Consider the following 26,216-nt stretch of genomic DNA (forward strand, 5'->3'; position numbering starts at 1 on the left):
GCGGACGGCGCGTCAGGCCGCCCCGAGGGTGACGATGCGGGGCTGGCCGTCGGCCGCCTCCGCGACGATCGCGCCGGTGGCGAGCCCGATGAACAGGCCGTGCTCGACCACGCCCGGCACCGCCACGAGGGCGCGGGCCAGCGCCTCCGGATCGGGGATGCGGGCCAGGCCGGCATCGAGGATCAGGTGGCCGCCATCGGTCAGGAAGGGCGCGCCGTCGGCGCCTCTGCGCAGGGTGAGGGGGCCGTCGCAGCCGGCGGCGCCGATCGCCGCCGCGACCGCCCGGGTGGTGGCGCCGAGGCCGAAGGGCACCACCTCGATCGGCAGGGGAAAGCGGCCCAGGGTCTCGACGCGCTTGGCGCCGTCGACGATCACCACCATGCGCCGGCTCGCCGCCGCCACGATCTTCTCGCGAAGGAGCGCGCCGCCGCCGCCCTTGATGAGGCGAAGCTGCGGGTCGATCTCGTCGGCGCCGTCGATCGTCAGGTCGAGCTCGGGGGTGTCGTCGAGGGTGGTGAGCGGGATGCCCGCGGCCTGGGCGGCGCTGCGGGTCGCCTCGGAGGTCGGCACGCCGACGACCGAGAGCCCGGCCCGCACCTTCTCGCCGAGAAGCTCGACGAAGAGCGTCGCCGTCGAGCCGGTGCCGAGGCCGAGGCGCATGCCGTCCTCGACCAGCTCGACCGCGCGGGCAGCGGCGGCGCGCTTGAGCGCGGCGGGGCTCACCACCGGCCTCCGTGGGATTGACGGATCTGGGACATCGGCATGGCGCCTCGGTTCGTCTCTCTCGTCCGCCCTCCCGTCGCCCGAGGGGCGGGGAGGGCAGGCGGGGCGTCCTGACGGCCGGCCCCACCGATCGAGAGGCCCCTAGCACGCGGCCGGGGGAGGCGGAAGCGGCCATCCGGCCTCGCCCGAACGGTGCCGCACCACCGGTCCGCCGGGCGCAGCGCCTGCCGCTTGGCGGCGCGCCGGCCTCAGGGCTTGCCCGCCGGCGCCGGCGCCGTGCTGCCGGCATTGCCTTGGGGCGTGCAGACCACGGCATCGTCGAGCACGTAGCAGATGCTCATCGCGCCGGTGCGCTGGTTGACCCGGAAGACGCCGGCCTCGCGCAGGTGGCGCGACGCCACCAGGCTGTACTCGGAGGGGGCCTGCGGCCCGGCGCCCTCGCCGGGGCCGAAGCACAGGGTGGTGCCGATGGTGTTCTCCTGCAACCCGTACTGGCAGGAGATGACCTCGCCGGTCGCCTTGTCGACCCGGTAGACCCGGTTGAGGTCGGCCTGGGGCGCCGGCACGAACTCGTAGGACGCGGCCTGCGCCGCGCCCGCGACCAGCAGGCCCGCCGCGATCCCGGCCACTCGGACCCGATAACCCGCTCTCCCGCGCATGGCGCGCCGCTCCTCGACCTCGTCGCGACGACGGCGCCTCTGTGGCGGCCGGATCGTCTCTCTCGCGCTGTTATAGCTCGACCCGCTTGTCCCGGGCTTGTCCCACCGTGAGCGCATCTCGGTTCCGGCGCGGGTTCCGCGCCGCCACGCTCGCCTGTATGGGAGGCGGCGATCAGCCCCAACCCGCGAGAGCCCATGCCGACCTCCAGCCCCGACGCCCTGCCGCCGATCGTCGTGTTCGATCTCGACGGCACCCTCGCGGAGACCGCGGGCGACCTGATCGGCACGCTCAACGTGATCCTGGAGCGGGAGGAGCTCCCCCCGGTGGCGGTCTCGCAGGCCCGGGAGCTGATCGGGGCGGGCGCACGGGCGCTGATCCAGCGCGGCTTCGCGGCCGGCGGGCGCGAGCTGATGCCGGACCGGCTCGACGCGCTGTTCCGGGTCTTCCTCGCTCATTACGGCGAGAACCTCTGCAACGTGTCGCACCTCTTTCCCGGGGTGGTGGATTCCCTCGACCGGCTGGAGGAGGCCGGCTACCGCCTCGCGGTCTGCACCAACAAGCCGGAGGACCACTCGGTGCGGCTCCTCGAGCTGCTCGGCGTGAAGGCCCGTTTCGCGGCGATCTGTGGCCGGGACACCTTCCCGTACTTCAAGCCCGATCCGCGCCATCTCACCGAGACGATCGCACAGGCCGGCGGCGATCCGGCCCGGGCCGTGATGGTGGGCGATTCCCGCACAGACGTCGCCACCGCCAAGGCTGCCGGCATCCCGGTGGTGGCAGTGCCGTTCGGCTATACCGACGTGCCGGTGGAGGAGCTGGAGCCGGACGTGGTGATCCAGCACTTCGATGCGCTCTACGAGGCGGTGCGGCGGCTCGATCGCGGCGTGGACTGAGCACAGGGTCGGCCCGGGCGAAAGATCTGCCCGAGAGGCCTGCCGCCCTCCGCCTCGCCGGTACGTCCTGCGCCTCGGATCCCGGGTCTCCCCGCCTGCGGCGAGCCCGGGATGGACCGGAGGGGATGCCGACGGGACGGGGCGGAGCTGACGGCCTGCCTTGCGCCCGTCACTCCGCCGGCGGCCGCGCGCTCTCCCGGAACGGATGCGCCGGATAGGTGCCGATGATCCGGAACGCGCTCGAGAAATAGGCCAGCTCGTCGAGCGCCCGGCGCAAGCCCGGCTCCTCCGGGTGGCCGTCGACCTCGGCGTAGAACTGGGTCGCGGTGAACTGGCCCTCGACCATGTAGCTCTCGAGCTTGGTCATGTTGACGCCGTTCGTGGCGAAGCCGCCGAGCGCCTTGTAGAGCGCGGCCGGGATGTTGCGCACCCGGAAGATGAAGCTCGTCACCGTCGGGCCGTTGCCCGAAGGCGGCAGGACCGGCTCGCGGGAGAGCACGACGAAGCGGGTGGTGTTGTGGGCCTCGTCCTCGACGTCCTCCTCCAGGATGGAGAGGCCGTAGATCTCGCCCGCGAGCCGCGGCGACAGCGAGGCACGCGAGCGGTCGCCGGCTTCGGCGACCTGGCGGGCGGCGCCGGCGGTGTCGGGCGCGACGACCGCCTTGAGGCCGAGGCGCCGGATGATCTTGCGGCACTGGCCCAGCGCGTGGACGTGGCTGTGCACGGTGCGGATCTCCTCGAGCCGCACGCCCGGCAGGGCCATGAGCTGGAAGTGGATCGGCAGGAACTGCTCGCCGACGATGTGCAGGCCGGAGGCCGGCAGCATGTGGTGGATGTCGGCGACGCGGCCGGCGATCGAGTTCTCGATCGGGATCATGCCGAGCGATGCCGAGCCGTCCTGCACCGCCGTCAGCGCGTCCTCGAAGGTGGCGCAGGGCAGCGGCGTCCAGTCCGGATAGGCCTCCTGGATGATGATGTGCGAGTTGGCGCCGGGCTCGCCCTGGTAGGAGATCGTTCGGTTCATCGTCACGGCTTTCGGGGGAATCAGTTGAGGCGCCGGGCGGCCAGGATGGCGCGGGCGCGCTCGAGGTCGTGCGGCGTGTCGACGCCGAGCGGCACGTCGTCGACCACCACCGCGTCGATCCGCATCCCGGCTTCCAGAGCGCGCAGCTGCTCCAGCTTCTCGCGCTGCTCCAGCGGGCTCGGGGGCAGGGACACGAAGCGGGCGAGCGCCCGGCGGCGATAGGCGTAGAGGCCGATATGGTGGAACAAGGGGCCGTCGCCGTACGGCGCGGTGGCGCGGGTGAAGTAGAGCGCCCGCAGCCGCCTCGGCGCGATCTCGGAGCCGACAAGCTTGACCACGCTGGGCTCCGTCCGCTCCTCCGGCCGGGTGATGACGGCGCAGAGCGTCGCGATGTCGACCGCACGGTCGGCGAGCGGCGCGACCGAGGCGGCGATGGCCGCCGGATCGATGGTCGGCAGGTCGCCCTGCACGTTCACCACCACGTCGTGGCGCCCCTCCGGGTCGATCACCTCCAGGGCCTCGGCCAGGCGGTCGGAGCCGGACGGGTGGTCGGGGCGGGTCATCACCGCGAGGCCGCCCGCCGCCTCGACCGCCTGCACGATCTCGGCCGTGTCGGTGCAGACCACCACCGGGCCGATGCCGGCCTCCACCGCCCGGCGCCAGACATGCACGATCATCGGCGTGCCGGCGATGTCGGCCAGGGGCTTCTCGGGCAGGCGGGTGGCGGCGAGGCGGGCGGGGATCAGGACGAGGGGGTCGGACATGCGGGTTCGGGTCTGTGCGGGAGTCGGGTCGTCGAGATGACGGGATGCCCGGCAAGCCGCGGCTCTTAGCAGCGCCGGCCGGGCTTGTCATGACAGGGCGCCCACGCCAGACCGTGGCGCCGTCCACACGCCCGCGCTCTGCGACGAACCGACGATGTTTAGAGCCATTGTCAACCGCGTCGCAGAACGGCTAAGCACCGGCGGACCTTCACTGCGGCGTGGCGCCGGGCCGCGCCTCGCATCGCCCCTGCTCACCGGAGCATCGGAGCTGCCGAGACATGGATTCCTTCGAGCTTAACAAGATCGCCGGCGCAGTGCTCGGCGCCCTGCTCCTCGCGATGGGGACGGGGTTCCTGGCCGAGCTGATCTACAAGCCGAAGCCGGCGGGTGATCGCGGCTACGCGCTGCCGGCCGCCGAGGAGAATGCCGGCGCGGCCGCGCCGGCCGCCGCCAAGGAGGAGCCGCTGCCCGTGCGCCTCGCCAGCGCCGACGCCACCAAGGGCCAGGCCGCGGCCAAGAAGTGCATGGCCTGCCACAGCTTCGAGAAGGGCGGCCCGAACAAGGTCGGTCCCGACCTCTACGGCATCGTGGAGCGCCCGAAGGGCAGCCACGAGGGCTTCAGCTACTCCGCGGCCATGAAGGCCAAGGGTGGCAACTGGACCTACGAGGACCTGGACCACTTCCTCACCGCCCCGAAGCAGTACGTCCAGGGCACCATCATGGCCTTCGCGGGCGTGCCCTCGGGCGCCGAGCGGGCCGACATCCTGGCCTACCTGAAGACCCTGTCCGAGAAGCCGGTCGAGTTCCCGAAGCCCTGACGGGCTTGTCAGGACCGCGTCACCGCGAGGCCGGGCGAGAGCCCGGCCTTTCTGCGTGAGAGACCCCTGCGCCGACGCGCCCGGGTTGGCGCAGGTGCCCCCCGCGACCTAGAACGGGGGGAGACCTGTCCCAGCCGGAGGATCGCCCCGCGTGATCGCACGCCCTCTCACTCGCCGCGCCGCCCTTGCCGCCTTGAGCCTCGCCGCCATGCCGGCCGCAATCCGCGCGCAGGGCGCTCCCTCAGGCGGTGCCGCCTCCCCCGATGAGGGCTGGCGCCACGGCCTGTCGCTCCTCGGCGAGCCGAAATACCCGGCGGGCTTCACGCATTTCGATTATGCCGACCCCAACGCCCCGAAGGGCGGCCTGGTGCGGTTCGGCTCGCAAGGCTCGTTCGACAATTTCAACCTCATCGTCGCCGGGGTGAAGGGCGACCTCGAGAGCCAGATCCCGCTGATCTACGACACCCTGCTGGCCCAGGCCCAGGACGAGCCCTCGACCTATTACGGCCTGCTGGCCGACGGCGTGCGGCCGGCCGAGGATCTCGGCAGCGTCGTCTACCGCCTGAGGCCGGAGGCGCGCTGGCACGACGGGAAACCGGTGACGCCGGACGACGTCGTGTTCTCCTTCACGGTGCTGAAGGAGAACAGCCCGCAATACGCCGCCTACTACCACAACGTGACGAAGGCCGAGGTCGTGGACGCGCGCGAGGTGCGCTTCACCTTCTCGGAAACGGGCAACCGCGAATTGCCCCAGATCGTCGGCCAGCTCCCGGTTCTCCCCAAGCACTGGTGGGAGGGCAAGGATGCATCGGGCAAGACCCGCAACCCGACCGAGACGACGCTGGAGATCCCGCTCGGCTCCGGGCCCTACCGCCTCGCCCGGTTCGAGGCCGGCCGCACCGCCACCTATGAGCGGGTGCCGGATTATTGGGGCCGCGACCTGGCCGTGAACCGCGGCGCGAACAATTTCGACACCCAGCGCGCCGAGTATTTTCGCGATGCGACGGTGATGATCGAGGCGTTCAAGGCTGACCAGTTCGACTGGCGCACTGAGAACATCGCCCGCAACTGGGCCACCGCCTATGACGGCTTCCCGGCCGTGCGCGAGGGGCGGATCGTCAAGGAGGAGTTCCCTCAGGCCGGCATGGGCATCATGCAGGCCTTCACCCTCAACCTGCGCCGGAAAAAATTCGCCGACGCGCGGGTGCGCCGGGCCTTCAACCTCGCCTTCGACTTCGAGGAGATGAACCGCACCCTGTTCTACGGGCTCTACAAGCGGGTCGATTCGTACTTCTTCGGCACCGAGCTAGCCTCGTCGGGTCTGCCGGAGGGGCGGGAACGGTCCATCCTGGAGAGCCTCAAGGACAAGGTGCCGGCTTCCGTCTTCACCACGCCCTACAAGAACCCGGTCAACGGCACCCCCGAGGCGGTGCGCGCGAACCTGCGCGAGGCGGTGCGGCTGTTCCAGGAAGCGGGCTACGAGATCCGCGGCAACCAGATGGTCGAGAAGGCGACCGGCCAGCCCTTCACGGTGGAGTTCCTCGGCTACGACAACTCGGCCGAGCGGATCGTGCTGCCCTATCGCGCCGCCCTGGAGCGCATCGGCCTCAAGGTGACGTTGCGCGTGGTCGATCCGGCCCAGTACCAGAACCTCGCCCGCAGCTTCGATTTCGACGCGCTGGCGCTCAGCAACTGGGCCCAATCGCTCTCGCCGGGCAACGAGCAGCGCGACTGCTGGGGCTCGGCCGCCGCCGACCGGCCGGGCTCGCGCAACCTCGCGGGCATCAAGGATCCGGGGATCGACGCGCTGATCGACAAGGTGATCTATGCGGGCGACCGCGAGGAGCTGGTGGCGGCGACCCGGGCACTCGACCGGGTGCTTCTCGCCCACGACTACGTGGTGCCGCAATGGTCCTCGAACGTGTCCCGGACCCTGCGCTGGAACCGCTTCGCCCATCCGGCGACCCTGCCGAAATACGGCGCCTCGGGCTTCCCGACGACGTGGTGGTACGATCAAGACTTGGCCGCCAAGACCGGGGCGGCGCGGTGATGCGCCGGCGCAGCTTCCTGGTCGGAAGCGGGGCGGCCTTGCTGGCCGCCCGCACCCCGGCCTTCGCGCAAGGCGCCGAGCGCCACGGCCTGTCGAGCTTCGGCGACCTGAAATACCCGGCGAATTTCGCGCGCTTCGACTACGTCGACCCGCTGGCGCCGAAGGGCGGCACCTTCTCGGCGCAGCTCTCGACGACGAGCGGCAACCAGGCCTTCGAGACCTTCAACACCCTCAACATCTACGTGCTGAAGGGCGACGGCGCCGCCGGCATGGACCTGACGTTCGACAGCCTGATGGTCCGGGCCCTCGACGAGCCGGACGCGGTCTACGGCCTCGTCGCCCGCAGCGTGACGGTCGGCGACGACGGCCTGTCCTACCGCTTCGCCTTGCGCCCGCAGGCCCGCTTCCATGACGGCTCGCGGCTCACCGCCCGCGACGTCGCCTTCTCGATCACGACGCTGAAGGAGAAGGGCCACCCGCAGATCGCCGCCGTCCTGCGCGACGTGACGAGTGCGAGTGCGGAGGGCGACGACGCGGTGGTGGTGCGCTTCGCCTCCGGCCGCAGCCGCGACCTGCCGCTGATCGTCGCCGGCCTGCCGGTCTTCTCGGAAACCTATTACCGCGGCCGCGACTTCGAGGCTTCGACCCTGGAGCCGCCGCTCGGCTCCGGACCCTACCGGGTGGCGCGGTTCGAGATCGGCCGCTTCATCGCCTTCGAGCGCGTCGCGGATTACTGGGGTGCCGACCTGCCGGTGACGATCGGCCAGTACAACTTTTCGGACATTCGCTACGAGTATTTTCGCGACCGCGACGTCGCCTTCGAGGCGTTCAAGGCCGGCACCTTCACATGGCGGGAGGAATTCACCTCCCGGGTTTGGGCCACGGGCTACGACTTCCCGGCCGCCCAGGAAGGCCGGGTCAGGCGCGAGACGGTGCCGGACGCCACGCCCTCGGGCACGCAGGGCTGGTTCCTCAATACCCGCCGGCCGGTCTTCCGCGATCCGCGCATCCGCGAGGCGATCGGGCTCGCCTTCGACTTCGAGTGGTCGAACCAGAACCTGATGTACGGCGCCTACAAGCGCACCGCCTCGTTCTTCGAGAATTCCGACCTGAAGGCGGACGGAAAGCCGTCGCCTGAGGAACTGGCGCTCCTCGAGCCGTTCCGCGGCCAGGTGCCCGACGAGGTCTTTACCGAGCCGTGGTCGCCGCCGCGCTCGGACGGATCGGGCCAGGACCGGGCCCTGCTGCGCCGGGCGGACACGCTCCTGCGCCAGGCCGGCTGCACCCGCGACGGCACCGTCATGACGCTGCCGGACGGCCAGCCGCTCGCCTTCGAGTTCCTGGATTCCTCCCCGGTCTTCCAGCCGCTGCTGCAATCCTACATCAAGAACCTGAGCCTGCTCGGCATCCGCGCCAGCTCTCGCCTCGTCGACGCGGCGCAGTACCAGGCACGGCTGAAGGATTTCGACTTCGACGTGGTCTCGGCCCGGTTCGGCGGCTCGGTCACACCGGGGGCGGCCCTGCGCGAGGTCTATGGCAGCCGCAGCGCCAGGATTCCGGGCTCGCAGAACCTCGCCGGCATCGAGAACCCCGCCGCCGACGCGCTGCTCGACCGAATCGCCGACGCCGCCTCCCGGCCGGCGCTCACCACCGCCTGCCGGGCACTCGACCGGGTGCTGCGCGCCGGCCGCTACTGGGTGCCGATGTGGTACGGCGCCACTCACCGCCTCGCGCTCTGGGACCTGTACGGCCGGCCGCGCGACTTGCCCCGATATGGCCTCGGCGTGCCCGCCTTGTGGTGGCACGACGCCGACAAGGCCCGAAAGATCGGACGGACCTGACATCATGGCCGCCTATATCCTGCGCCGCCTGCTCCTGATGATCCCGACGATCCTCGGGATCCTGCTGATCTCCTTCGCGATCGTGCAATTCGCCCCCGGCGGGCCGGTGGAGCGGGTGCTGGCCCAGCTCCAGGGCCAGAACACCGCCATGTCCCGGGTCACCGGCGGCGGCGGCGACCTCGCCGGGCGCGGCGGCCCGTCGACCGGCGGAGGCGGGGAGTCGAATTCCCGCTACCGCGGCGCGCAAGGCCTCGATCCGGCCTTCATCAAGCGCCTGGAGCAGCAATTCGGCTTCGACAAGCCGGCGCCCGAGCGCTTCCTGAAGATGCTGTGGGACTATGCCCGTTTCGATTTCGGCAAGAGCTATTTTCGCGATGTCTCGGTGCTCCAGCTGATCCGCGAGAAGCTGCCGGTCTCGATCAGCCTCGGGCTCTGGATGACGCTGATCTCCTATGCGATCTCGATCCCGCTGGGCATCCGCAAGGCGGTCCGCGACGGCTCGCCCTTCGACGTCTGGACCTCGGGCGTCGTCATCGTCGGCTACGCGATCCCCGGCTTCCTGTTCGCGATCCTCTTGATCGTGCTGTTTGCCGGCGGCTCGTTCCTGCAGATCTTTCCCCTGCGCGGCCTGACCAGCGAGGGCTGGTCGCAATTCCCGCTCTGGCAGAAGGTGACGGACTACCTCTGGCACATCACCCTGCCGATCATCGCCATGGCGATCGGCGCCTTCGCCACCTCGACGCTGCTGACCAAGAACTCGTTCCTCGACGAGATCCGCAAGCAATACGTGCTGACCGCGCGGATGAAGGGCCTGTCCGAGCGCCAGGTGCTCTACGGCCACGTTTTTCGCAACGCGATGCTGATCGTGGTGGCGGGCTTCCCGGGCGCGTTCATCTCGGCGTTCTTCGCCGGCTCGCTCCTGATCGAGACCATCTTCAGCCTCGACGGGCTGGGCCTCCTGTCGTTCGAATCGATCGTGAACCGCGACTACCCGGTGGTGTTCGCCAACCTCTACATCTTCTCGCTCTTAGGGTTGGTGGTGAACCTGATCTCCGACCTGACCTATAGCTGGATCGATCCCAGGATCGATTTCGAGGCGCGGGCGGCGTGAGGCGCGCCGCGATGAAGGGGCAGGTCCGATACCGCAGCGCCTTCGAAAGGACTCGTTCGAAGGCGCTGGCCAAGCCCGAATGGGCGCCGGCGCTGATGCGCCGGCCGCTTTCGCATCGACGTGTCGATGCGAAAGCGCGATGGTATGACAGACTCGTTCGAAAGATCTCTCCAGCAATCCACACCTTCCATCAATCATCCCGGGCTCTCGCCTGCGGCGGGCCCCGGGACGGACGGTGGCGGACGGTTGTCAATGACCGGTCCGGCGGTCGAACCACCGCTAAAAGAACGACCGCACCAGCCCGCTCACCAGCAGGTTCCATCCGTCGATCAGGATGAAGAACAGCACCTTGAACGGCAGCGAGATGACCGTCGGCGGCAGCATCATCATGCCCATCGACATCACGATCGTGGAGACGATCATGTCGATGACGAGGAAGGGCAGGGCGATGAGGAAGCCGATCTCGAAGCCGCGGCGCAGCTCGGAGATCATGAAGGCCGGGATCAGGATGCGCAGGTCGATCTTCTCGCCCTCCTGCGCCTTCGGGAAGGTGCGGGTGGCGAGGTCCTGGAAGGTCTGGAGATCCTTCGGCCGCACCTGGGCCGACATGAACTCGCGGAACGGATCGGTGATGCGGGCGAAGGCCTCCTCCTCGCTGATCCGGTTCTCCTGAAGCGGCCGCACGCCCTCGTTCCAGGCCCGGTCGAAGGTCGGCGCCATGACGTAGAAGGTCATGAACAGCGACAGGCTGACGAGGAAGAGGTTGGCGGGCGTGCTCTGGAGGCCGAGCCCCGAGCGCAGGAACGAGAAGGCGACGGCAAAGCGCGTGAAGCTCGTCACCATCACGAGCAGCCCCGGCGCGAGCGACAGCACCGTGAGCAGGGCGACGAGCTGGAGGATGCGCCCGCTCGCGGCGCCGTTGCCGGGGGGCAGGAGCGCGTCGAGGCCCGGGATGCCGGTGACGCCGCTGCCGCCCGCCGCACCCTGCGCCAGGGCAGCGCCGGCGGGCAGGAGCAGGAGCGCGAGCGTCCCGAGGGCGAGAACGGTGCGCCGGCTCACGGGACCCGTCATTGCACCACCAGGGCCTCGACGATCAGCTCGCGGATCGCCCCTTTGGTGCGCAAGGACACGCGCTCGTTGAGGTCCTCGCGCAGGTGCTGCAGGCCGCTCGCCCCCTCGATCTGCGCCGTCGAGAGCGTGCGCAGATAGGCGACGATGTCGGCCTTGATCTCCGCCACGGTGATGTCCGGGGTCGGCAGGCTGCCGGTCTTGAACACCACCGAGGATTCGAGCCGGATCCAGGAATCGGCCGGCTCGGCGAGGTTCGTCACCACCGAGCCGACGCTGCGCAGGGACAGCTCGCCCGAGTAGTTCAGCACCTTGGCGGCCTTCTCGTGCTCCTGCGCCTCGCGGGTCTTCTGGTCGACCGCCTTCTCGACGCTCGTCATCAGGTACAGGCCGAGCCCGGCGCCGGTGCCGACCGCCACCAGGGTGCAGAGGGCGAGCGCGCCGATCCAGGCCTTGGCCCCGCCCTTCTTCGTCTCGTCCTTCTTGTCCGCCATCGCGGGTCCTCAAGTTCTAAGGCCGTCAGAACGGCGCGACGGTCTCGAAGATCTGCTGGCCGAGGGTCGGTCCCTGCACGTCGGTCAGGCGGCCGCGGCCACCATAGGAGACCCGGGCCTCGGCGATCTTGTCGTAGTCGATGGTGTTCTTGCGCGAGATGTCGCGCGGCCGGACGATGCCGGCGACGTTGAGCACCCGGACCTCGTTGTTGACCCGGATCTCCTGCGAGCCGCTGATCAGAAGGTTGCCGTTCGGCAGGACCTCGGTGATCACCGCGGCGACCGACAGGCTCAAGGTCTCCTTGCGGTCGATCGTGCCCTGGCCCTTGGTCTCGGTGCCGGAGCGGATGCCGGTATCGGCGGTGGCCGAATCCTTCAGCCCCGAGACGCCGTAGCCGAAATCGAAGCCGAGGCTCGACTTCTGGCTGCGCGAACGGTCGCTGGCATTGTCGAACTGGGCCTTGTCGTTGATCAGGATGCTGACCGTCAGCACGTCGCCGATGTTGCGGGCGCGGGGATCCTGGAACAGGTCGGCGCTCGCCGGCGACCAGGTCGAGTGGTAGCCGTGCCGGCTCTGGAGCGAGCCGAAGGTCGAGGGCAGGGCCTCGCGCGGGGCGGCGAGGCCGGTGCCGATCGGCGTCAGGACCGGCGGGCGGCCGAACTCGTCGAGCTTGCTCTGGCAGCCGGCCAGGAAAAGGCTCGACGTGGCGAGACCCGCGGCGGCCAAGGACAGCAGGCGATGGGTGAGGAGGCGGGTGGCCTGGTTCGGGCGGGTCATCACGATCTCTCGTTGTCCTTGCGGCGGCCGGCCTCGGCCATGCGGCGGGCCAGGGCCGCGGCGCGGGAGGCTTCCATCTCGGCGAGCACCGCGCTCGCCGCCCGGGCATTGAGCTTCACCAGGATCGCCGCGGCGTTGTCCTCGGGCATGTTGGCGAGCTGGAGCGCCGCGGCGTCGGCCTTCATCTTGGCGTAGACCGCCACCACGCTCTCGTCGGCCTTGGCCAGGAACTCCTTGCGGCGCTGGACCACCGCCTCGTACTCGGCGCGCTTCTCCTCGAGGCGGCGGATGCGCTCCTCGACCTGCTTCTCGAGCGCGGCGAGCTGCTCCTTCTGCCAGGCGAAGCGGGCATCGGCCGCCGCATCCGCGATGGTGGCGCAGTAGCCGGTCCTGCCCGGGTCCTTCACGTCCTTGGCGACGAAATCCTGGGCGGTCGGCTCCTTCGGGGCGTCCCGGGCGGCGATGGCGCGCAAAGCCGCGTCCTTGGCCGGATCGCTCGCCGCCCCGCCATGGCCGTCGCCGGCGGCCAGCGCCGGGCCGGCGAGCGCCAGCAGGAGGGCTGTCACGAGGATCCGGCTCATTGGACGACGAGCTCCGCCTGGAGGGCACCGGCGGTCTTCACCGCCTGGAGGATCGCGATGATGTCGGTGGGCTTCAGGCCTACCTGGTTGAGCCCGCGCACCAGGGTCTGCAGGTCGGAGCCGCCGAGCACCGCGAGCTTGCCCTGCTCCTCGCGGGCCGCCACCTCGGTGCGCGGCACCACCGTGGTCTGGCCGTTGGAGAACGGCGCGGGCTGCGACACTTCCGGCGTCTCGGTGACCCGCACCGTGAGGTTGCCGTGGGTGACCGCCACCGTGGAGATCTGCACGTTGCGGCCGATCACCACCGTGCCGGTGCGCTGGTCGACCACGACCCGGGCCGGCACGTCGGGCTGGATCGTCAGGTCGCCGATCTCGGCGACGAGGCGGGGCAGGATCATGTCGCGGGGGCGCTGGAGCACCACCGAGCGCTGGTCGCGCGGGCTGGCGATGCGGTGGCGGAAGCGGCCGACCGCGTAGGCATTGATCGCGTCGGCGATCATCGTGGCGGTCTTGAAGTCGGGATTCTTCAGCTCGAAGATCAGCTCGGGCAGGTCGCGGAACGCGCCCGGCACCTCGCGCTCGATCAGCGCGCCGTTGGGGATGCGGCCGGCGGTCGGCACGCCCTGCGTCAGCTGCTCGGCCTGGCCCTGGGCGGAGAAGCCCGAGACCGCCAGCGGCCCCTGCGCGGCGGCGTAGACGTTGCCGTCGCCGCCCGACAGGGGCGTCATCAGGAGGGTGCCGCCGCGCAGGGAGGTCGCGTCGCCCAGCGAGGTGACCGTCACGTCGATGCGCGAACCGGCGCCTACGTAAGGCGGCAGGTCGGCGGTCACCATCACGGCGGCGACGTTGCGGGTGCGCAGGCGCGCGTCGCGCACGTTGATGCCCATCCGGTCGAGCATCGATTGCAGCGCCTGCTCGGTGAACTGGGCGTTGCGCAGGGTGTCGCCGGTGCCCTGGAGGCCGGTGACGAGGCCATAGCCGACGATCTGGTTGTCGCGCACGCCCTTGAGGCTCGCGATGTCCTTGATCCGGGTATAGCCGCCGCTGGCGATCACCGGCGCGGCGGCGCGCGCCGGGACGGCCGGTGCCGAGGCGACGACCAAGGCGACGACCAGGGCGAGCGCGATGCGGAAGGCGGCGCGCATCATCAGAAGCCGCCGATCTTGATGCGGCCATCGGCCATCACGGTGCCCAGCACGATGCGGTTGGTGTCGGTGTTGCGCACCCGGATGGTCTCGCCGAGGCCGCCATTCTGCAGCGGCGCCCCGACCGCCGTGATGACGAGGCCGTTCTCCTCGAAGATCATCTGGGTCGGCGTGCCGCGGCTCACGAGGCGCGGATCGTCGACCGCGTTGACCGGCACCGGCTCGCCCGGCAGCAGCGTCCGGCGGGCGACCCGCCCGACGATGGCGAGCGGCGCGTCGATGACCGCGGCCCGGGCCCGGTAGGTCGTCGGGTAGGCCTGGAGCCGCAGCATCGATTCCTTGATCGTGTCGCCCGGATAGATCGTCACGGTCGGCACCGGCAGCATCATCTCGTCGGCCGCGCGCGCGGGAGCCGACGGGACGAGGCCGAGCGCGGCCGGAAGGCCGAGGAGCGCCAGGAGAAGGAGGAAGCGCCGGGAAGAGGAGGGCATGGGGGTTGTACGTGCCGGGAGGAGTGGCGCCGCCTTGCGGCGGCGTGGCAGTCTCGCCGAGAGCGGCGGGCCGGATCGCGGGCCCGCCGCGGACCGGATCAGCGGATCCGGGCTAGCGGATTCGACTCAGCGGACGCGACTTAGCGAATTCCCTTGGAGATCGTGCCCGCCATCTCGTCGACGGCCTGGATCACCTTGGAATTCATCTCGAACGAGCGCTGGGCGGTGATCAGGCTGGTGATCTCCTTGACCGGATCGACGTTCGATCCTTCGAGGTAGCCCTGCTGGATCTTGCCGTAGCTGGCATCGCCCGGATTGCCGATCACCGCGGCGCCCGAGGCCGGGGTCTCGCGGTAGAGGCCGTTGCCGAGGGGCTCGAGGCCCGACTCGTTGGCGAAGTTGGCGATCGTGATCTGGCCGATATTCTGCTGCGCCACCTGGCCGTCGATCTTGGCGTAGACCTGGCCCGACTGGTTGATGGTGATCTCGGTGGCGTTGTTCGGGATCAGGATCGCCGGGTCGACCGTGTAGCCCTCGAGCGTAACGAGCTGGCCGGTGGCGTTCTTGTTGAAGGCGCCGGCGCGGGTGTAGTTGATCTCGCCGCTCGGGCTCGTGATCTGGAAGTAGCCGCGGCCGTTGATGGCCAGGTCGAGCTGGTTGGCCGTGTTGGTGAGCTGGCCCTGGCGATGCAGGTTGCGGATCGCCGCGGCGCGCACGCCGAGGCCCAGCATCGCGCCCTCGGGGATCGCCTCCTGGCCGGACTGGTTGGGCACGCCCTGCTGCCGCTCGGCCTGGTAGAGCAGGTCGGTGAACTCGGCCCGCGCCCCCTTGAAGCCGGTGGTGTTCAGGTTGGCGATGTTGTTGGCGATGACTTCGAGGTTGAGCTGCTGGGCGGACATGCCCGTGGCGGCGACGGCGAGCGCTCTCATCTGCGTTGAATCCTCAGATCGCCATGCGGCTCAGTTCGAGATAGGCGGCCACGACCTTGTCGCGGATGGCCACCGCGGTCTGCAGGCTCTGCTCGGCGGACATCACCGCCTCGACCACCCGCTGCGTCGAGGCCTTGCCCTGGATGCCGGCGATCGAGGCGGCCTCGCCGGCGCGCAGGTCGTTGCGCACGCCCGAGGCGAAGCTCGCCATGATCTGCCCGAAATCGGCGGGAGCGGCGGCGTCCGCGCCCGGCAGGCCGGCACCGGTCACCGGGGGCAGCATCGCCCGCTGGACGGCGGCCGCGGCCTCGGGGCGGCCGGATGCGGCGGCCAGGTCGAAGGCCGAGAGAGTGAGGGCCTCGATCATCGCTAGCTCATGTCCTCAGGAGGTCGATCACGCTGGCCACCATCGCGCGGGCCTGCTTGATCACCTGCAGATTGGCTTCGTAGGAACGGTTGGCCTCGCGCATGTCGGCCATCTCGATCAGGGCGTTCACGTTCGGCAGCTTGACGTTGCCGTTCTGGTCCGCCGCCGGGTTGCTCGGGTCGTGCTCGACCCGGAACGGGGTCTTGTCGACATCGATGTCGCGCACCCGCACCGAGGCGGCGCCGACCGCCCGGTCGAGCTCGGCCTTGAAGGTCACGGTCTTGCGCGCATACGGGTCGGCTCCCGGCGCGTCGCCCGTCGACTGGACGTTGGCCAGGTTCTCCGACACCACCCGGATGCGCAGCGACTGGGCCTCGAGGCCCGCGCTCGCCAGCCGCGTGGCGGTCTGCAGGGGATCGATCACGATCAGCTCCTCACGGCCGACATCAGCATGCGGTGGAAGCTGCGCACCACCCCGACATCGAGGTTGTGCTGGCGCGACACCTCGCTCGCCTTCAGCATCTCCTGCTCCAGGCTGACGCTGCTCGAGGTCTCGAGCACGTCCCAGCCGGTCTTGTCGGTCCGCACCGGTACGCCGAGGCCGGGGGCCTGGAGATGGGCCCGCGACGTCATCGCCATGTCGGAGCCGGTGCGGGCCAGCACCTGGGCGAAGGGCACGGTGTCCCGGGCCTGGTAGCCCTGGGTGTTGGCGTTGGCCACGTTGCCGGCGATCGTCGACTGGCGCACCGACAGGTAGCTGGCGTGCATCGAGGCGAGATCGAACAGGAAGAGTCCCGTCACGCGAATGCCCCCATGCCCGCCGCTCCCTACCTGTGCCGAAACGACCCGCCCTTCGGGTCCTGCCGCGTAACCGAGGATTTAGAAGCGCTACCTTGCACGAGGCTGGCGACGCTGGCGGGGCTCGCCCGGTGCCGGCCCGATGCAGGGCCGTCCGGGCCGAAGCTTCCGGGACGGGAATGGCGCGGGCCCCTCAGCGCCTTGACAGGGACGGCCACTCCCCGGCACTGGCGCGGGGTACCCCGCCCAGGCTCTCCCCTTCGCGTCATGCTCCCGGCCCTGCTGCCCTCCGCGCCGGCCTTCCTCCCGGTCCAGGCCCGCTACGCGGGCGGGGCGGGACCGGGCGCGCGCGAAGGCGAGCACACGATCACCGCCAACAACCGCTGGTCCCGGGTGCAGCTGACCTTCCGCCACCTGCCGGCGGAGGTTTGGTGCTGCCTGGAGGCCCGCCTCGCCTGGACGGCCGAGGAGGAGGGGGGGCAGGCCCTCGACTTCGCCCTCGCGGGGTTCGACTTCCTGGCCGCCGACGGGTCGAGCCTCGACCTCGACCACGTGCCGGGCCTCGCCCGCACCCTGCTCGATCCGCACAGCGCCTGGATCGCCGGGCCGGCCTGCCAGCCCGCCGGCAGCGAGCTCGTCCGGTCGGCCCCGGTGCGGCTGGCCTTCGGGGTGCCGCCGCAGGCGCGCGGTCTCGCGCTCACGTTCCGCTCCTGGCGCAACACCGACAGTTTCACGATCGCCGAGCCGCGCCTGCGCCCCGGCACGCCGCTGGCAGCCGGCGCGTTCCGCCGCCGCCGCCTCGGCCCTTCGCCGGAGCCCCTGCGCCACGGCCTCGTCCCGGGCCTCGGCCTCGTGGTGCGCGGGCAGATCCACGCCGCGCGGCCCGACGAGCACGCCGCGCGGGTGAGCCTGGTCTATCGCGACCGCGACGGGGCGGAGATCCCGCCGCCCTATCCGGGCACCGTCGCGGTCCCGGGACTGGGAGCGAAGCCGGGCCAGGGTGAGCTGGGCCGAGGGGAGCTGGGCCAAGGGGAGCCGGGTCGAGGGGAGCGGGGTCGTGGGGAGCCGGGTTCAGGGGAGCCGGGTTCAGGGGCGAATCGGAGCCTGGGCGCCGCGATCAACCTGCCGGCCAGGCCGCAGGCGCGCCGCTTCACCCTCGACCTGCAGCCGCCGCCGGGCGCGACCTCCCTCGATCTCGGCTTCTGCACCTGGGAGGAGGAGGGCGAGTCCCTCGCCACCGTGGAGCTCGTCGGCCCCCCGGAAGTGGCGCTCGAGGACCGCTTCCGGCTGGAGAGCCTGTGCGGCGACGACCTGCTCGACGCGCCGGGCTTCCTCGCCCGCCTCTCGGCCCGGCTCGGGCAGGATCCCGGCGCCGAGGCGGCCTGGATCTTGGGTCCCGGCGAAGCCGGCGCCGCCGCCCTGCCGCTCGCCCGCGCCCGGTCCTTGCGGGGCGAGGCCGAGCGCCCGGTGGCGCTGCGGCCCGACGGCGGCCTGGCCCTGCGCCTCGCCGGCTGCCCGGACTGGGCCCTGCCGGAGGCGCCGAGCTTCCGCGAGGACCCGTTTCGCGCCGCGCCCTCCCGCGCGATTTCGTGGCGCCTCGCCTACCAGTCCCTGACCTGGCTCCTGGCGCTGGCCGAGACGGCGCCGGCCCGGGCGCTCGCCCTCGCGCAGGCCTGGTCGCGGGCCAATCCCTGGGGCCAGCCGGCCGATCCCCTGAGCCTGCATCCGGGGGCGCTGCCGGCCCGGGCCGAGGTCTGGATCGGGCTCCTTGCCCTTCCGGGGGCCGGGGCGGCGGCGCCGGTCCTGACCGGGGAGGCGGTGCGGCACGGCTTCGCCCTGGCGGAGATCGTCGGGCAGAACACCTTCGGGCAGAGCCTGCACCAGCTCCAGGCCGCCGCCGCGCTCCTGACGCTGGCCCGCGCCCTGCCGCGCCTGCCGCTCTCGGCCCATTGGAACGGGCTCGCCCGCGACAGCCTGCGCGACGGCGTGCCGGCCCTTCTGCCTGAGGATGGGCGCTTCGCGGAATCCTCGCTCCACCGCCGCCTCGACCTCGTCACCCTGGGGCGAGCGCTGCGGGACGCCCTCGGTGAGGCCGCGCCCGGCCCCCTCGTCGCCGCCCGGACGGAGGCGGCCCTGTCGGAGCTGGCCAACCTCCTCGATCCCGGGGGGCGGCTGCCGCCCTTCGGCGAGGTGCTGCCCGGCACCGACGATGCGGGCTGGATCGCCCGGCTGCGCGGCGGCGCCGGGCTGGTGGCGCAGCGACCCGCCCTGGCCGCATCGGCGTCCTCGACCCTGGGACCCGGCGGCCTGTCGGCCCGACACGAGACCGCCGGGCGCGGCTGGGCCCATTTCGCCTGCACCTTCGCGGAGACCTCGCCGCAGGGCCACGCCGACTGCACCTCCTACGTCTACGCCGCAGGGGCGACCCGCTGGATCGTCGAGGCCGGCGGCTCGGAGCAGGTCGAGACCGGAGCGGCGCGCCACTACCTGCTCTCGGCCCGCGCCCACAACGTCGCGGTGATCGAGGGATACGAGCCCGTGGCCGGGGGCGGCCTCCACCGCGGCAGCCTCGCCTTGCCCGGCGCCATGGCCCACGCAATCGAGACCACGGTGCACGGGCCGGGATGCCGCCACCTGCGGTTCTTCGTGCTGCCGCACGACCTGTCGGGCCTCGCGGTGATCGACCGCTTCACCCCGGCGGAGGGTGGCCCCCTGACCTTCTGGGGCCTCGCCCATCTCGCCCCCGAGACCCTGGTCGCCGTCGAGGGGGCCCGCCGGGTGCAGGCCCGCCAGGGCGGCCGGCGCCTCGGCCTGGTACCCTTCGCGATCGCCGGCCGGGTGGCCGGGCTGGAGACGGTGATCGGCCGCAGCGACCGGCCCGGCACGATGCAGGGCTTCGTCGTCGGCCGCCCCGGCCTCCTCGACCCCGCCTGCACCCTGCGCTACGCGGTCTCGGGCCGCGGCACGATCTGCGGCGGCCTCCTGATGGCGGTCGACGGCCCGGCGGAGGATTCGCTGGCCCGGGTGCTGGCGCGGGAGGAGCTGGGGCGGTTCGTCATGGGGGGCTGACGGCCGCTCGAGACGATCGATGCGGTCGATCGCGTGGACCGTCGTCTCGCTCTCTGCCTCATGGTGGGACCGCATGGGGAAGCTCTAATACCGCAGCGCCTTCGAACGGGCTCGTTCGAAGGCGCTGGCTAAGCCCGAACGGGCGCCGGCGCTGATGCGCCGGACGCTTTCGCATCGACGTGTCGATGCGAAAGCGCGATGGTATAAATCCGGGGTTGCCGAGAGTTCAGCGGAGAGCGGAGAGCCTCCGCTCGTTCTGGATGATCTGAGCGTCTGGATTCCGGGCTCCGCCGCGCGGCCCCGGACTGACGCCGAGGGTGGACGTCACCGTCAAGCAACCCATCGCGACGACACTGAGACGACGTTCTTACCCACTCTTTCATCCGCAGAAAATTTCCACCTTCCCGAGGGAACATGGGCGAAGCCCGGCCATTCGTCCCGGTGCCTCTGGGTCATGCGGCGCGAGGGGAGGGGGGCTCGCCCTCTCCCACCGCCTCCGGCCCGCCCCTCTCGCCCGAGACCCCTCGATGCACGATCCGGACGCGCGGCCCTACCAGCCCATCGAGGCCTACGGGCTCATCAGCAATTGCCACGGCTGCGCCCTGGTCGCCCGCGACGGCTCGATCGACTGGGCCTGCCTCCCGCGGTTCGACGCGCCTCCGGTCTTCTCCCGCCTGCTCGACCGCCGGCGCGGCGGCTTCTTCGCGCTCGCGCCCGAGGGGCCGTTCGAGAGCGCCCGGCTCTACCTGCCGGGCACCAACATCCTGGAGACCACCTTCACCTGCGCCACCGGGGCGGCGACGGTGCACGATGTCATGCTCGCGCCCGAAGCCGGCCGGGTGCTGCCCTGCCTGCTGCGCCTGGTTTCGGGCGTGTCCGGCGCGGTGCCGATGCGGGCGGTCTACCGGCCGCTGGCGGGCTTCTCCGAGACCTTTCCGGCGCTCGTCCCGGTCCCGGGTGGCGCCGGCGCCGAGGGGCTGCCGGACCTGATCGCCGATCTGCCCCTCGCGATCGAAGGCGCCGAAGCCGTGGCGCGGTTCACCATCACGCATGGGGGCGAGCAGGCCTTCGCGCTCTATCCCGCCGGCGCCGGGGACCGCGGCGCCCTCCGTCCCCGCGCGCTGATGGAGACGGCGCGCCGGGCCTGGACCGGCTGGTCGGCGGGGGCCGCCTATGACGGGCCGCTCGCCGACCAGCTCCTGCGGAGCGCGTTGACGCTGAAGGCGCTGACCTACGCGCCCTCGGGCGCCATCGTGGCAGCGGCCACCACCTCGCTGCCGGAGGAGATCGGCGGCATCCGCAACTGGGATTACCGGTTCTGCTGGATCCGCGACGCCTGCCTGTCCTTCTACGTGCTCAAGAAATTCGGCATGGTGGCGGAGGCGGAGGCGTTCTTCCGCTTCGTCGGCAGCCTCGCCGAGCGCGACGAGGGCGGATTGCGCCCGCTCTACGCCATCGCGGGCGAGACCGACCTGACCGAGCACGAGGCCGCCCATTTCGAGGGCTGGCGCGGCAGCGCCCCGGTCCGTTACGGCAACGAGGCGGCCGAGCAGCACCAGAGCGACGCCTACGGGCAGGTGCTCGACCTGCTCCACCTCTATCGGAGCCTCGGCGGCACGATCCCCGGGACGATGGAGCGCCAGGCGATCCGGCTGGCGGATTTCGCCGCCGCCCACTGGCACGAGACCGATGCCGGCCTGTGGGAGCCGCGCAAGCCCGAAGAGCATTACCTGCACGCCGCGATCATGAACTGGGTCGCGGTCGACCGCGCGATCCGGCTGTTCGGGGAGCGGCCGCACTGGTGCGCGGCACGGGACGCCATCGTGGCCCGGGTGAACGGCGAGGGGGTTCACCGCGACGGCTATTACCCGCAATATCTCGGCGGCGACGATCCCGATGCCGCGCTGCTCATCGCCCCGATGGTCGGCTTCCCGGTCGACGAGGCGGTGTTTTCCCGCACGGTCGAGGTGGTGATCGAGCGCCTCGGCCACGGCCCGCTCGTCTACCGCTACCGCAACGACGACGGGCTGCCGGGTCACGAGGGCACCTTCCTGATCTGTGCCTTCTGGCTCGTCGATGCGCTGGCCTGGCTCGGCCGGACCGAGGAGGCGCGCACCCGCTTCGACGCCTTGCGGGCGCTGCAGAACGACCTCGGCCTCTATGCCGAGGAGGTGGCGGAGGACCGCACCTTCCTGGGCAACTTCCCGCAGGCCTTCAGCCACCTCGCCTTCATCCACAGCGCCCTCGTCCTCGACCTCGCGACGCAGGGCGGCCGGGCGGCGGTGGCCGGCACCTATGCCGATCGCACCTTGCGCGAGACGCGCTGGCGCCGGGTACCGTGGATCGTGCCCCCGGCGGGGCAGTCCGGATAGGCGGATGGCCGGAATCTCCCGAAGCCGCGCAGAGTCATGGCCCTCACCCGAGGACTTCTCCAGGATGTTCCCTCGTCGATGACCCCTACGTGGGTTAACCTGATCTTGAATGAAACCACGGCATATCCTGCAGACTCGTCGAAGGACCTCGCGGACAAGCTCATGGTCAAGGGACTCGGCCGGATCGGCCTGGCGGTCGCACTCGCCCTGGCATCCTCGGGCTCGGGCCGGGCCGGGGACGCAGAGTTCACCAGGCAGATCACCTGGCCGGTCTACGACGCCGCGCCCTTCATGATGACCGAAGGCCCGGACAGCAATCTCGGCATCTTCGACCAGGTCCGCCGGCTGCTGAGCGCCCGTCTGACCGACTACACCCATTCCACCCTGACGGTCCCGTTTCCCCGGATCCTGACTTCGGTCCGGAACGGCGAGCCATGGTGCTTCGTCGGCGGCGTGAAGACCCCCGAACGCGAGGCCTTCGCGGTGTTCTCACGGCCTGTCGCGATGTTCCATCCCCTGCGCGTCATCGTGCACGCCTCGAAGCGGGCGCGCTTCGAAGGGCTCGAGCCCCTGTCCCTGCGCACCCTGCTCACGGAGCACCGCGACCTGCGCACCAGCATGCTGCGCAACCGTGCCATGGCGCCCGCGGTCGACGCGCTGTTCCGGCAATACCCGCCGGGCCAGACCCATTCCGAGTTCGCCGAGGCGCTCCGCATGCTGCTGAACGACCGCCTCGATTATCTCATCGAGTATTCCAGCATCGCGAAGTACTACAACGCCCGCCAGTTCGGCGATTCGAACGCCTTCGTGGGCCTGTCCTTCGCGGAGAGCCCGGAGCCGGTCTTCGCCCGGGTGATGTGCGCCGGCACGCCGTGGGGGCGCGAGGTGGTGGCGCGCATCGACGCGGTGCTGGCCGCCGAGCGGCCGGGCCCGGCCTATCGCCGCATCGTCGAGGCCTGGGCGGCGCCGGAGGACTTGCCGCGGATCCGCGCCGTCTACGACACCTTCCTGGCGAGCGACTGAACGGGCGAGCGGCCGAATGCGGCCTCACGCCGCCAAGGCCGCCTCTCGCGTCGGGAGATCCTGCGTCACGAACGGCTCGATCCAGACGCGGCGCCCGGTCAGGTCGTGCACGCTCACCCGCCATTCCGTCCAGTCGCCGGCGCCGAGGCTTCGCATCGCCGCTTCCGCGACCGCGCGGGCGCGGCGGCCGAGGGCGTCGGAGTTGCGGACGAGGGTGCCCTCGGCATCGAGGATGCACTCGGATCCGTTGGTGCAATGGAATCTGTAGCGCGTCATGCCGGTCCTCTCCCCATCCCCGTTGCTCGCCGCAGCGGCAACGCTCCTCAGGGTTAATGTTCACTATATGTTCCTAACTCGCAACCCGGCCAGAGCGGGGGCGCGATGCCGCAGCCCGCGATCCTGCGCCGCGAGCCCCGTCGCCGGCCCGCGACCAGGGGTGAAGAGGGGACTCGCCGACGGCCCGAAACCCTGCCAGTTTCGGCGGCGACGGCTCGCGAAACCCCGGCGGGAGATTCCATGTCCGGCCTCTTCGACCCCATCCTGAACTGGCGGCTGCTGCCCGGCTCGCACACCTTCCCGGGCCCGGATGGCGGCACCTGCATCAACGAGGCGGCTCTGGTGGCGGCGGGCCTGCCCTATCGGGCGATCCGCTCCTCGGCGGATTGCCCGCCCTGCTTCTCGGGCCCGCTCGCCACCTACGCGCTCGGCCTCAACGACGCCATGCCGGATGCCGAGCGCCCGCGCCTGATGGCCTTCGTGCTGCGTCTCGCGGGCTCCGCCGATGCGGAGGCGGTGGAGGCGGAGCGCACGGCCCATCTCGTGCGCGAGGGCGTGCGCCGCCTGCTGCCGCCGGTGCTCGAACGGGCCGGGCTGGCCCGGCACGCCCAGGCCTGCCGGGCCGTGCCGGATCTGGGAGCGGCGGTGACGCTGGCCCGCCACGCCGCCTGGTCGGCCGGCTCGCTCGCCGAGGCCGACGGCCGCCAGGGCACCTGGGTGCGCGGCGCCCGTGCGGCGGCCGCTGCCCGCGCCGCCCTCTTCGCCGCCGAGATCGATCCCCGCAAAGCCGCCGATGCGGCCGAGGCCGCCGCCCTGTTCTGGCCCGGCGCCTGGGCCGAGGCGGTGGCGATTCTCGACGAGGCCTTGCGCATCGGCCGGCAGGCCCCGACTCTCGCGCCGGACGAGGCCGGATTCCGGATGGAAGCCGCGAAGGCGGCGCGGCGCGAGCCCGCTCACGCCGCCGGGTGAGGGCGCGTCAGCGCCCGCGATACGCCGCCAGGATCCGCGCGCCCTCCGGCCCGGTCTCCGTCTCCCAGGCCGCCACGGCCGCCTCGCCAGCCTTGGTCAGAGCCTCGGTGATCGACGCAGCGGGCGGGTCGGCGATGGCGACGCCGTTCTGGCGCATCCTGGAAAAATTCTCGTCGAGGCGGGTGCGGATCGCTGCCCATTGCCGCGCCTCGGTCTCGGCGGCGGCCGCGTCGACGGCCTGGCGCGCCACCTCCGGCAAGGCCTCGTAGGCGGAGCCTGAGACCACGGCGATCGAGATCGGCATCGCGTATTGCACCGCCGTGAAATGCGGCAGCTGCTCCCACAGGCGGCGCCCGACGCCGCCATCGCCGGAGGAGAGCATCGCGTCGACGGAGCCGGCCTTCACCTGCGGGATCGCGTCGGCCTGGGACAGGTTGACGGCCTGTGCGCCGGCGGCAGCGAGCACCGCCGTCGAGGTGGCGTCGTAGGTGCGGATCTTGAGGCCCTTCAGGTCGGAGGCACCCGCGAGGGCGTGGCGCGACCAGATCCCCGACGGCGCCCAGGGCGTGACGTAGAGCAGCCGCTGGCCCTTCGCGGCCAGCGCCCGCGCATAGGCCGGCCGGGCGATGGCCGCGAGGGCCTTTGCCTCCTCGATCGAGGTCGCCAGGAAGGGCAGGGAGGAGAGGCCGAAGACCGGATCGACCGCCGCCAGCGGCCCCGTGAAGGCATCCGCCGCCTCGACCGTGCCGGCCGCGACCGCGCCGACCATCGCCCCGGAGCGCAGGCCCGCGGCGGCATCGAAGCTCGGCTGGACCGTGAGCCGCCCGCCGCTGCGCTCGGCCACGAGGCGCGCGAAGGTGGCGAGCCCCTCGCCGGGCATGGTGCTGGCGGGGTACTCGGTCGGCATCCGCCACACGATCGGGGCGCCTGCCGCCGGGGCTTGCGCGGCCGAAGGCCCGAGCGACGGCAGGGCGGCCCAGCATGAGCAAGCCAGAAATGCGCGGAACAGGGCGCGCCTCGTCATTCGTCGATCCTCCTCGCCGATCGCCTCGGGCGCTACGCCCCCAATCCTTGATGTCCTCTTCACGCCGCCCGCGGCGGTGGACGACAAATCGATTGCCGCGGGCGCGGTCCGCCGCCACTGTCAGGTCCGCCGCCGCCCGGCAAGGGGCCCCGAGAGGCTACCCAGGAGGCTGGCGGCGGCTCGCGGGGAGACTACGCCATGACCGAGAGAATCGCCTTGTTCGGGGCCGGGGGGAAGATGGGCGTGCGGCTCGCCCGCAACCTGGTGACATCGGAATTCCGGATCGCCCCCGTCGAGGTCGGCGAGGCCGGGCGCCAGCGGCTCAAGAGCGAGCTCGGCCTCGACTGCGTCGAGGCGGATGCCGCCCTCGACGAGGCCGAGGTGGTGATCCTGGCGGTCCCCGACACCCTGATCGGCCGGGTCTCGCACGGCCTGTCGCCGAAGCTGAAGGCGGGCACGATGGTGGTGATCCTCGACGCGGCGGCCCCCTTCGCCGGCCATCTGCCGGAGCGGCCGGACCTGACCTACTTCGTCACCCATCCCTGTCACTCGCCGATCTTCAACGACGAGACGACGGAGGCAGGGCGCCGCGACCATTTCGGCGGCATCGCCGCGAAGCAATCGATCGTCAGCGCGCTGATGCAGGGGCCCGAAGAGGCCTATGCCCTCGGCGAGCGCGTCGCCAAGGCGATCTGGGCGCCGATCCTGCGCTCGCACCGCGTCACCGTGGAGCAGATGGCGCTCCTCGAGCCCGGCCTGTCCGAAACCGTCTGCGCCACGCTGCTCGCGGTGATGCGCGAGGCGATGGACGAGACCGTGCGCCGCGGCGTCCCGAAAGTCTGCGCCCGCGACTTCCTGCTCGGCCACCTCAACATCCTGGCGGCGGTCACGTTCGAGGAAATCGACGGGGTATTCTCGGATGCCTGCAACAAGGCGATCCAGTTCGGC

General features: G+C 71.4%; 26 protein-coding genes (1 of these 26 only partly in view). 10 read left to right on the forward strand and 16 right to left on the reverse strand.

The window, feature by feature from the left end; genetic code table 11:
- Nucleotides 1-12: 12 nt before the first annotated feature.
- Nucleotides 13-723 carry a ribose-5-phosphate isomerase RpiA gene (gene rpiA / locus DA075_RS21640; protein WP_099954983.1) on the reverse strand — a complete coding sequence of 237 codons (711 nt, stop codon included), beginning with the start codon at nt 721-723 and terminating at the stop codon, nt 13-15.
- 248 nt (nt 724-971) lie between these two features.
- The gene (locus DA075_RS21645) at nt 972-1,382 is read right to left on the reverse strand and encodes a hypothetical protein (protein ID WP_099954984.1); all 411 of its coding nucleotides are present in this window, start codon (nt 1,380-1,382) and stop codon (nt 972-974) included.
- Nucleotides 1,383-1,577: 195 nt separating this feature from the next.
- On the opposite strand from DA075_RS21645, the gene gph reads away from it, so the two are divergent.
- Nucleotides 1,578-2,276: a phosphoglycolate phosphatase gene (gene gph / locus DA075_RS21650; protein ID WP_099954985.1), complete on the forward strand. Its 699-nt coding sequence runs from the start codon at nt 1,578-1,580 to the stop codon at nt 2,274-2,276.
- Between the two features lie 169 nt (nt 2,277-2,445).
- Here gph and DA075_RS21655 read toward each other — a convergent pair whose 3' ends face one another.
- Both DA075_RS21655 and DA075_RS21660 read right to left on the reverse strand, forming a co-directional pair.
- Nucleotides 2,446-3,300, reverse strand: coding sequence for a prephenate dehydratase (locus tag DA075_RS21655; protein ID WP_099954986.1), 855 nt, complete (start codon nt 3,298-3,300; stop codon nt 2,446-2,448).
- A gap of 20 nt (nt 3,301-3,320) precedes the next feature.
- Nucleotides 3,321-4,064: a 3-deoxy-manno-octulosonate cytidylyltransferase gene (locus tag DA075_RS21660; RefSeq protein WP_099954987.1), complete on the reverse strand. Its 744-nt coding sequence runs from the start codon at nt 4,062-4,064 to the stop codon at nt 3,321-3,323.
- Nucleotides 4,065-4,342: 278 nt separating this feature from the next.
- Here DA075_RS21660 and DA075_RS21665 point away from each other — a divergent pair, with 278 nt between their 5' ends.
- The 4 genes from DA075_RS21665 to DA075_RS21680 all read left to right on the forward strand — a co-directional run bounded on the left by DA075_RS21665 (nt 4,343) and on the right by DA075_RS21680 (nt 9,884).
- The gene (locus tag DA075_RS21665) at nt 4,343-4,882 is read left to right on the forward strand and encodes a c-type cytochrome (protein ID WP_099954988.1); all 540 of its coding nucleotides are present in this window, start codon (nt 4,343-4,345) and stop codon (nt 4,880-4,882) included.
- A 208-nt stretch (nt 4,883-5,090) separates the two neighbouring features.
- On the forward strand, nt 5,091-6,932 hold the full coding sequence (locus DA075_RS21670; RefSeq protein WP_099956725.1) for an extracellular solute-binding protein: 1,842 nt from the start codon (nt 5,091-5,093) through the stop codon (nt 6,930-6,932).
- Complete coding sequence (locus tag DA075_RS21675; RefSeq protein WP_099954989.1) at nt 6,932-8,773, forward strand: extracellular solute-binding protein; 1,842 nt, start codon at nt 6,932-6,934, stop codon at nt 8,771-8,773. Before DA075_RS21670 ends, DA075_RS21675 begins: the two co-directional genes overlap by 1 nt.
- Before the next feature lie 4 nt (nt 8,774-8,777).
- Nucleotides 8,778-9,884 (forward strand): microcin C ABC transporter permease YejB, encoded by a 1,107-nt coding sequence (locus tag DA075_RS21680; RefSeq protein ID WP_099954990.1) that lies wholly within the window; start codon nt 8,778-8,780, stop codon nt 9,882-9,884.
- A gap of 279 nt (nt 9,885-10,163) precedes the next feature.
- Here DA075_RS21680 and fliP read toward each other — a convergent pair whose 3' ends face one another.
- The 10 genes from fliP to DA075_RS21730 all read right to left on the reverse strand — a co-directional run bounded on the left by fliP (nt 10,164) and on the right by DA075_RS21730 (nt 16,538).
- Nucleotides 10,164-10,943: a flagellar type III secretion system pore protein FliP gene (gene fliP / locus DA075_RS21685; protein ID WP_232387534.1), complete on the reverse strand. Its 780-nt coding sequence runs from the start codon at nt 10,941-10,943 to the stop codon at nt 10,164-10,166.
- Between the two features lie 8 nt (nt 10,944-10,951).
- Nucleotides 10,952-11,446, reverse strand: coding sequence for a flagellar basal body-associated FliL family protein (locus DA075_RS21690; RefSeq protein ID WP_099954992.1), 495 nt, complete (start codon nt 11,444-11,446; stop codon nt 10,952-10,954).
- A 25-nt stretch (nt 11,447-11,471) separates the two neighbouring features.
- Nucleotides 11,472-12,224: a flagellar basal body L-ring protein FlgH gene (gene flgH / locus DA075_RS21695; protein WP_099954993.1), complete on the reverse strand. Its 753-nt coding sequence runs from the start codon at nt 12,222-12,224 to the stop codon at nt 11,472-11,474.
- Nucleotides 12,224-12,805, reverse strand: coding sequence for a MotE family protein (locus tag DA075_RS21700; protein ID WP_099954994.1), 582 nt, complete (start codon nt 12,803-12,805; stop codon nt 12,224-12,226). The genes flgH and DA075_RS21700 overlap by 1 nt, the downstream gene beginning before the upstream one ends.
- Entirely contained in the window at nt 12,802-13,953 is a 1,152-nt protein-coding gene (gene flgI, locus DA075_RS21705; RefSeq protein WP_099954995.1) for a flagellar basal body P-ring protein FlgI, read from the reverse strand. The genes DA075_RS21700 and flgI overlap by 4 nt, the downstream gene beginning before the upstream one ends.
- Nucleotides 13,953-14,441: a flagellar basal body P-ring formation chaperone FlgA gene (gene flgA, locus DA075_RS21710; RefSeq protein WP_099954996.1), complete on the reverse strand. Its 489-nt coding sequence runs from the start codon at nt 14,439-14,441 to the stop codon at nt 13,953-13,955. The genes flgI and flgA overlap by 1 nt, the downstream gene beginning before the upstream one ends.
- 140 nt (nt 14,442-14,581) lie before the next feature.
- Nucleotides 14,582-15,370, reverse strand: a complete 789-nt coding sequence (flgG, locus tag DA075_RS21715; RefSeq protein ID WP_099954997.1) for a flagellar basal-body rod protein FlgG — start codon at nt 15,368-15,370, stop codon at nt 14,582-14,584.
- A 13-nt stretch (nt 15,371-15,383) separates the two neighbouring features.
- A complete protein-coding gene (gene fliE, locus DA075_RS21720) occupies nt 15,384-15,737 on the reverse strand; it encodes a flagellar hook-basal body complex protein FliE (protein ID WP_099954998.1) in 354 nt (117 codons plus the stop codon).
- Nucleotides 15,738-15,744: 7 nt separating this feature from the next.
- Nucleotides 15,745-16,161, reverse strand: a complete 417-nt coding sequence (flgC, locus tag DA075_RS21725; RefSeq protein ID WP_099954999.1) for a flagellar basal body rod protein FlgC — start codon at nt 16,159-16,161, stop codon at nt 15,745-15,747.
- A gap of 2 nt (nt 16,162-16,163) precedes the next feature.
- Nucleotides 16,164-16,538 (reverse strand): flagellar basal body protein, encoded by a 375-nt coding sequence (locus DA075_RS21730; protein WP_232387535.1) that lies wholly within the window; start codon nt 16,536-16,538, stop codon nt 16,164-16,166.
- A gap of 264 nt (nt 16,539-16,802) precedes the next feature.
- On the opposite strand from DA075_RS21730, the gene DA075_RS21735 reads away from it, so the two are divergent.
- The 3 genes from DA075_RS21735 to DA075_RS21745 all read left to right on the forward strand — a co-directional run bounded on the left by DA075_RS21735 (nt 16,803) and on the right by DA075_RS21745 (nt 22,999).
- Complete coding sequence (locus DA075_RS21735; RefSeq protein WP_099955000.1) at nt 16,803-19,604, forward strand: heparinase II/III domain-containing protein; 2,802 nt, start codon at nt 16,803-16,805, stop codon at nt 19,602-19,604.
- Between the two features lie 527 nt (nt 19,605-20,131).
- Entirely contained in the window at nt 20,132-21,976 is a 1,845-nt protein-coding gene (locus DA075_RS21740; RefSeq protein ID WP_099955001.1) for a glycoside hydrolase family 15 protein, read from the forward strand.
- A 162-nt stretch (nt 21,977-22,138) separates the two neighbouring features.
- Nucleotides 22,139-22,999 (forward strand): TIGR02285 family protein, encoded by an 861-nt coding sequence (locus tag DA075_RS21745; RefSeq protein ID WP_099955002.1) that lies wholly within the window; start codon nt 22,139-22,141, stop codon nt 22,997-22,999.
- 24 nt (nt 23,000-23,023) lie between these two features.
- Here the strand turns inward: DA075_RS21745 and DA075_RS21750 are convergent, their stop codons facing one another.
- Nucleotides 23,024-23,275: a DUF6894 family protein gene (locus tag DA075_RS21750; protein WP_099955003.1), complete on the reverse strand. Its 252-nt coding sequence runs from the start codon at nt 23,273-23,275 to the stop codon at nt 23,024-23,026.
- Nucleotides 23,276-23,515: 240 nt separating this feature from the next.
- On the opposite strand from DA075_RS21750, the gene DA075_RS21755 reads away from it, so the two are divergent.
- Nucleotides 23,516-24,244, forward strand: a complete 729-nt coding sequence (locus tag DA075_RS21755) for a hypothetical protein (RefSeq protein WP_099955004.1) — start codon at nt 23,516-23,518, stop codon at nt 24,242-24,244.
- A gap of 7 nt (nt 24,245-24,251) precedes the next feature.
- Here the strand turns inward: DA075_RS21755 and DA075_RS21760 are convergent, their stop codons facing one another.
- Nucleotides 24,252-25,268, reverse strand: a complete 1,017-nt coding sequence (locus tag DA075_RS21760) for a TRAP transporter substrate-binding protein (RefSeq protein ID WP_099955005.1) — start codon at nt 25,266-25,268, stop codon at nt 24,252-24,254.
- A 198-nt stretch (nt 25,269-25,466) separates the two neighbouring features.
- On the opposite strand from DA075_RS21760, the gene DA075_RS21765 reads away from it, so the two are divergent.
- Nucleotides 25,467-26,216, forward strand: the 5' portion of a protein-coding gene (locus DA075_RS21765; RefSeq protein WP_099955006.1) for a phosphogluconate dehydrogenase C-terminal domain-containing protein. It continues 81 nt past the right edge of the window; only the first 750 of its 831 coding nucleotides appear in the window; its start codon is at nt 25,467-25,469; its stop codon lies off the right edge, out of view.

The organism is Methylobacterium currus (assembly GCF_003058325.1).
In the GTDB taxonomy this organism is placed as follows: domain Bacteria; phylum Pseudomonadota; class Alphaproteobacteria; order Rhizobiales; family Beijerinckiaceae; genus Methylobacterium; species Methylobacterium currus.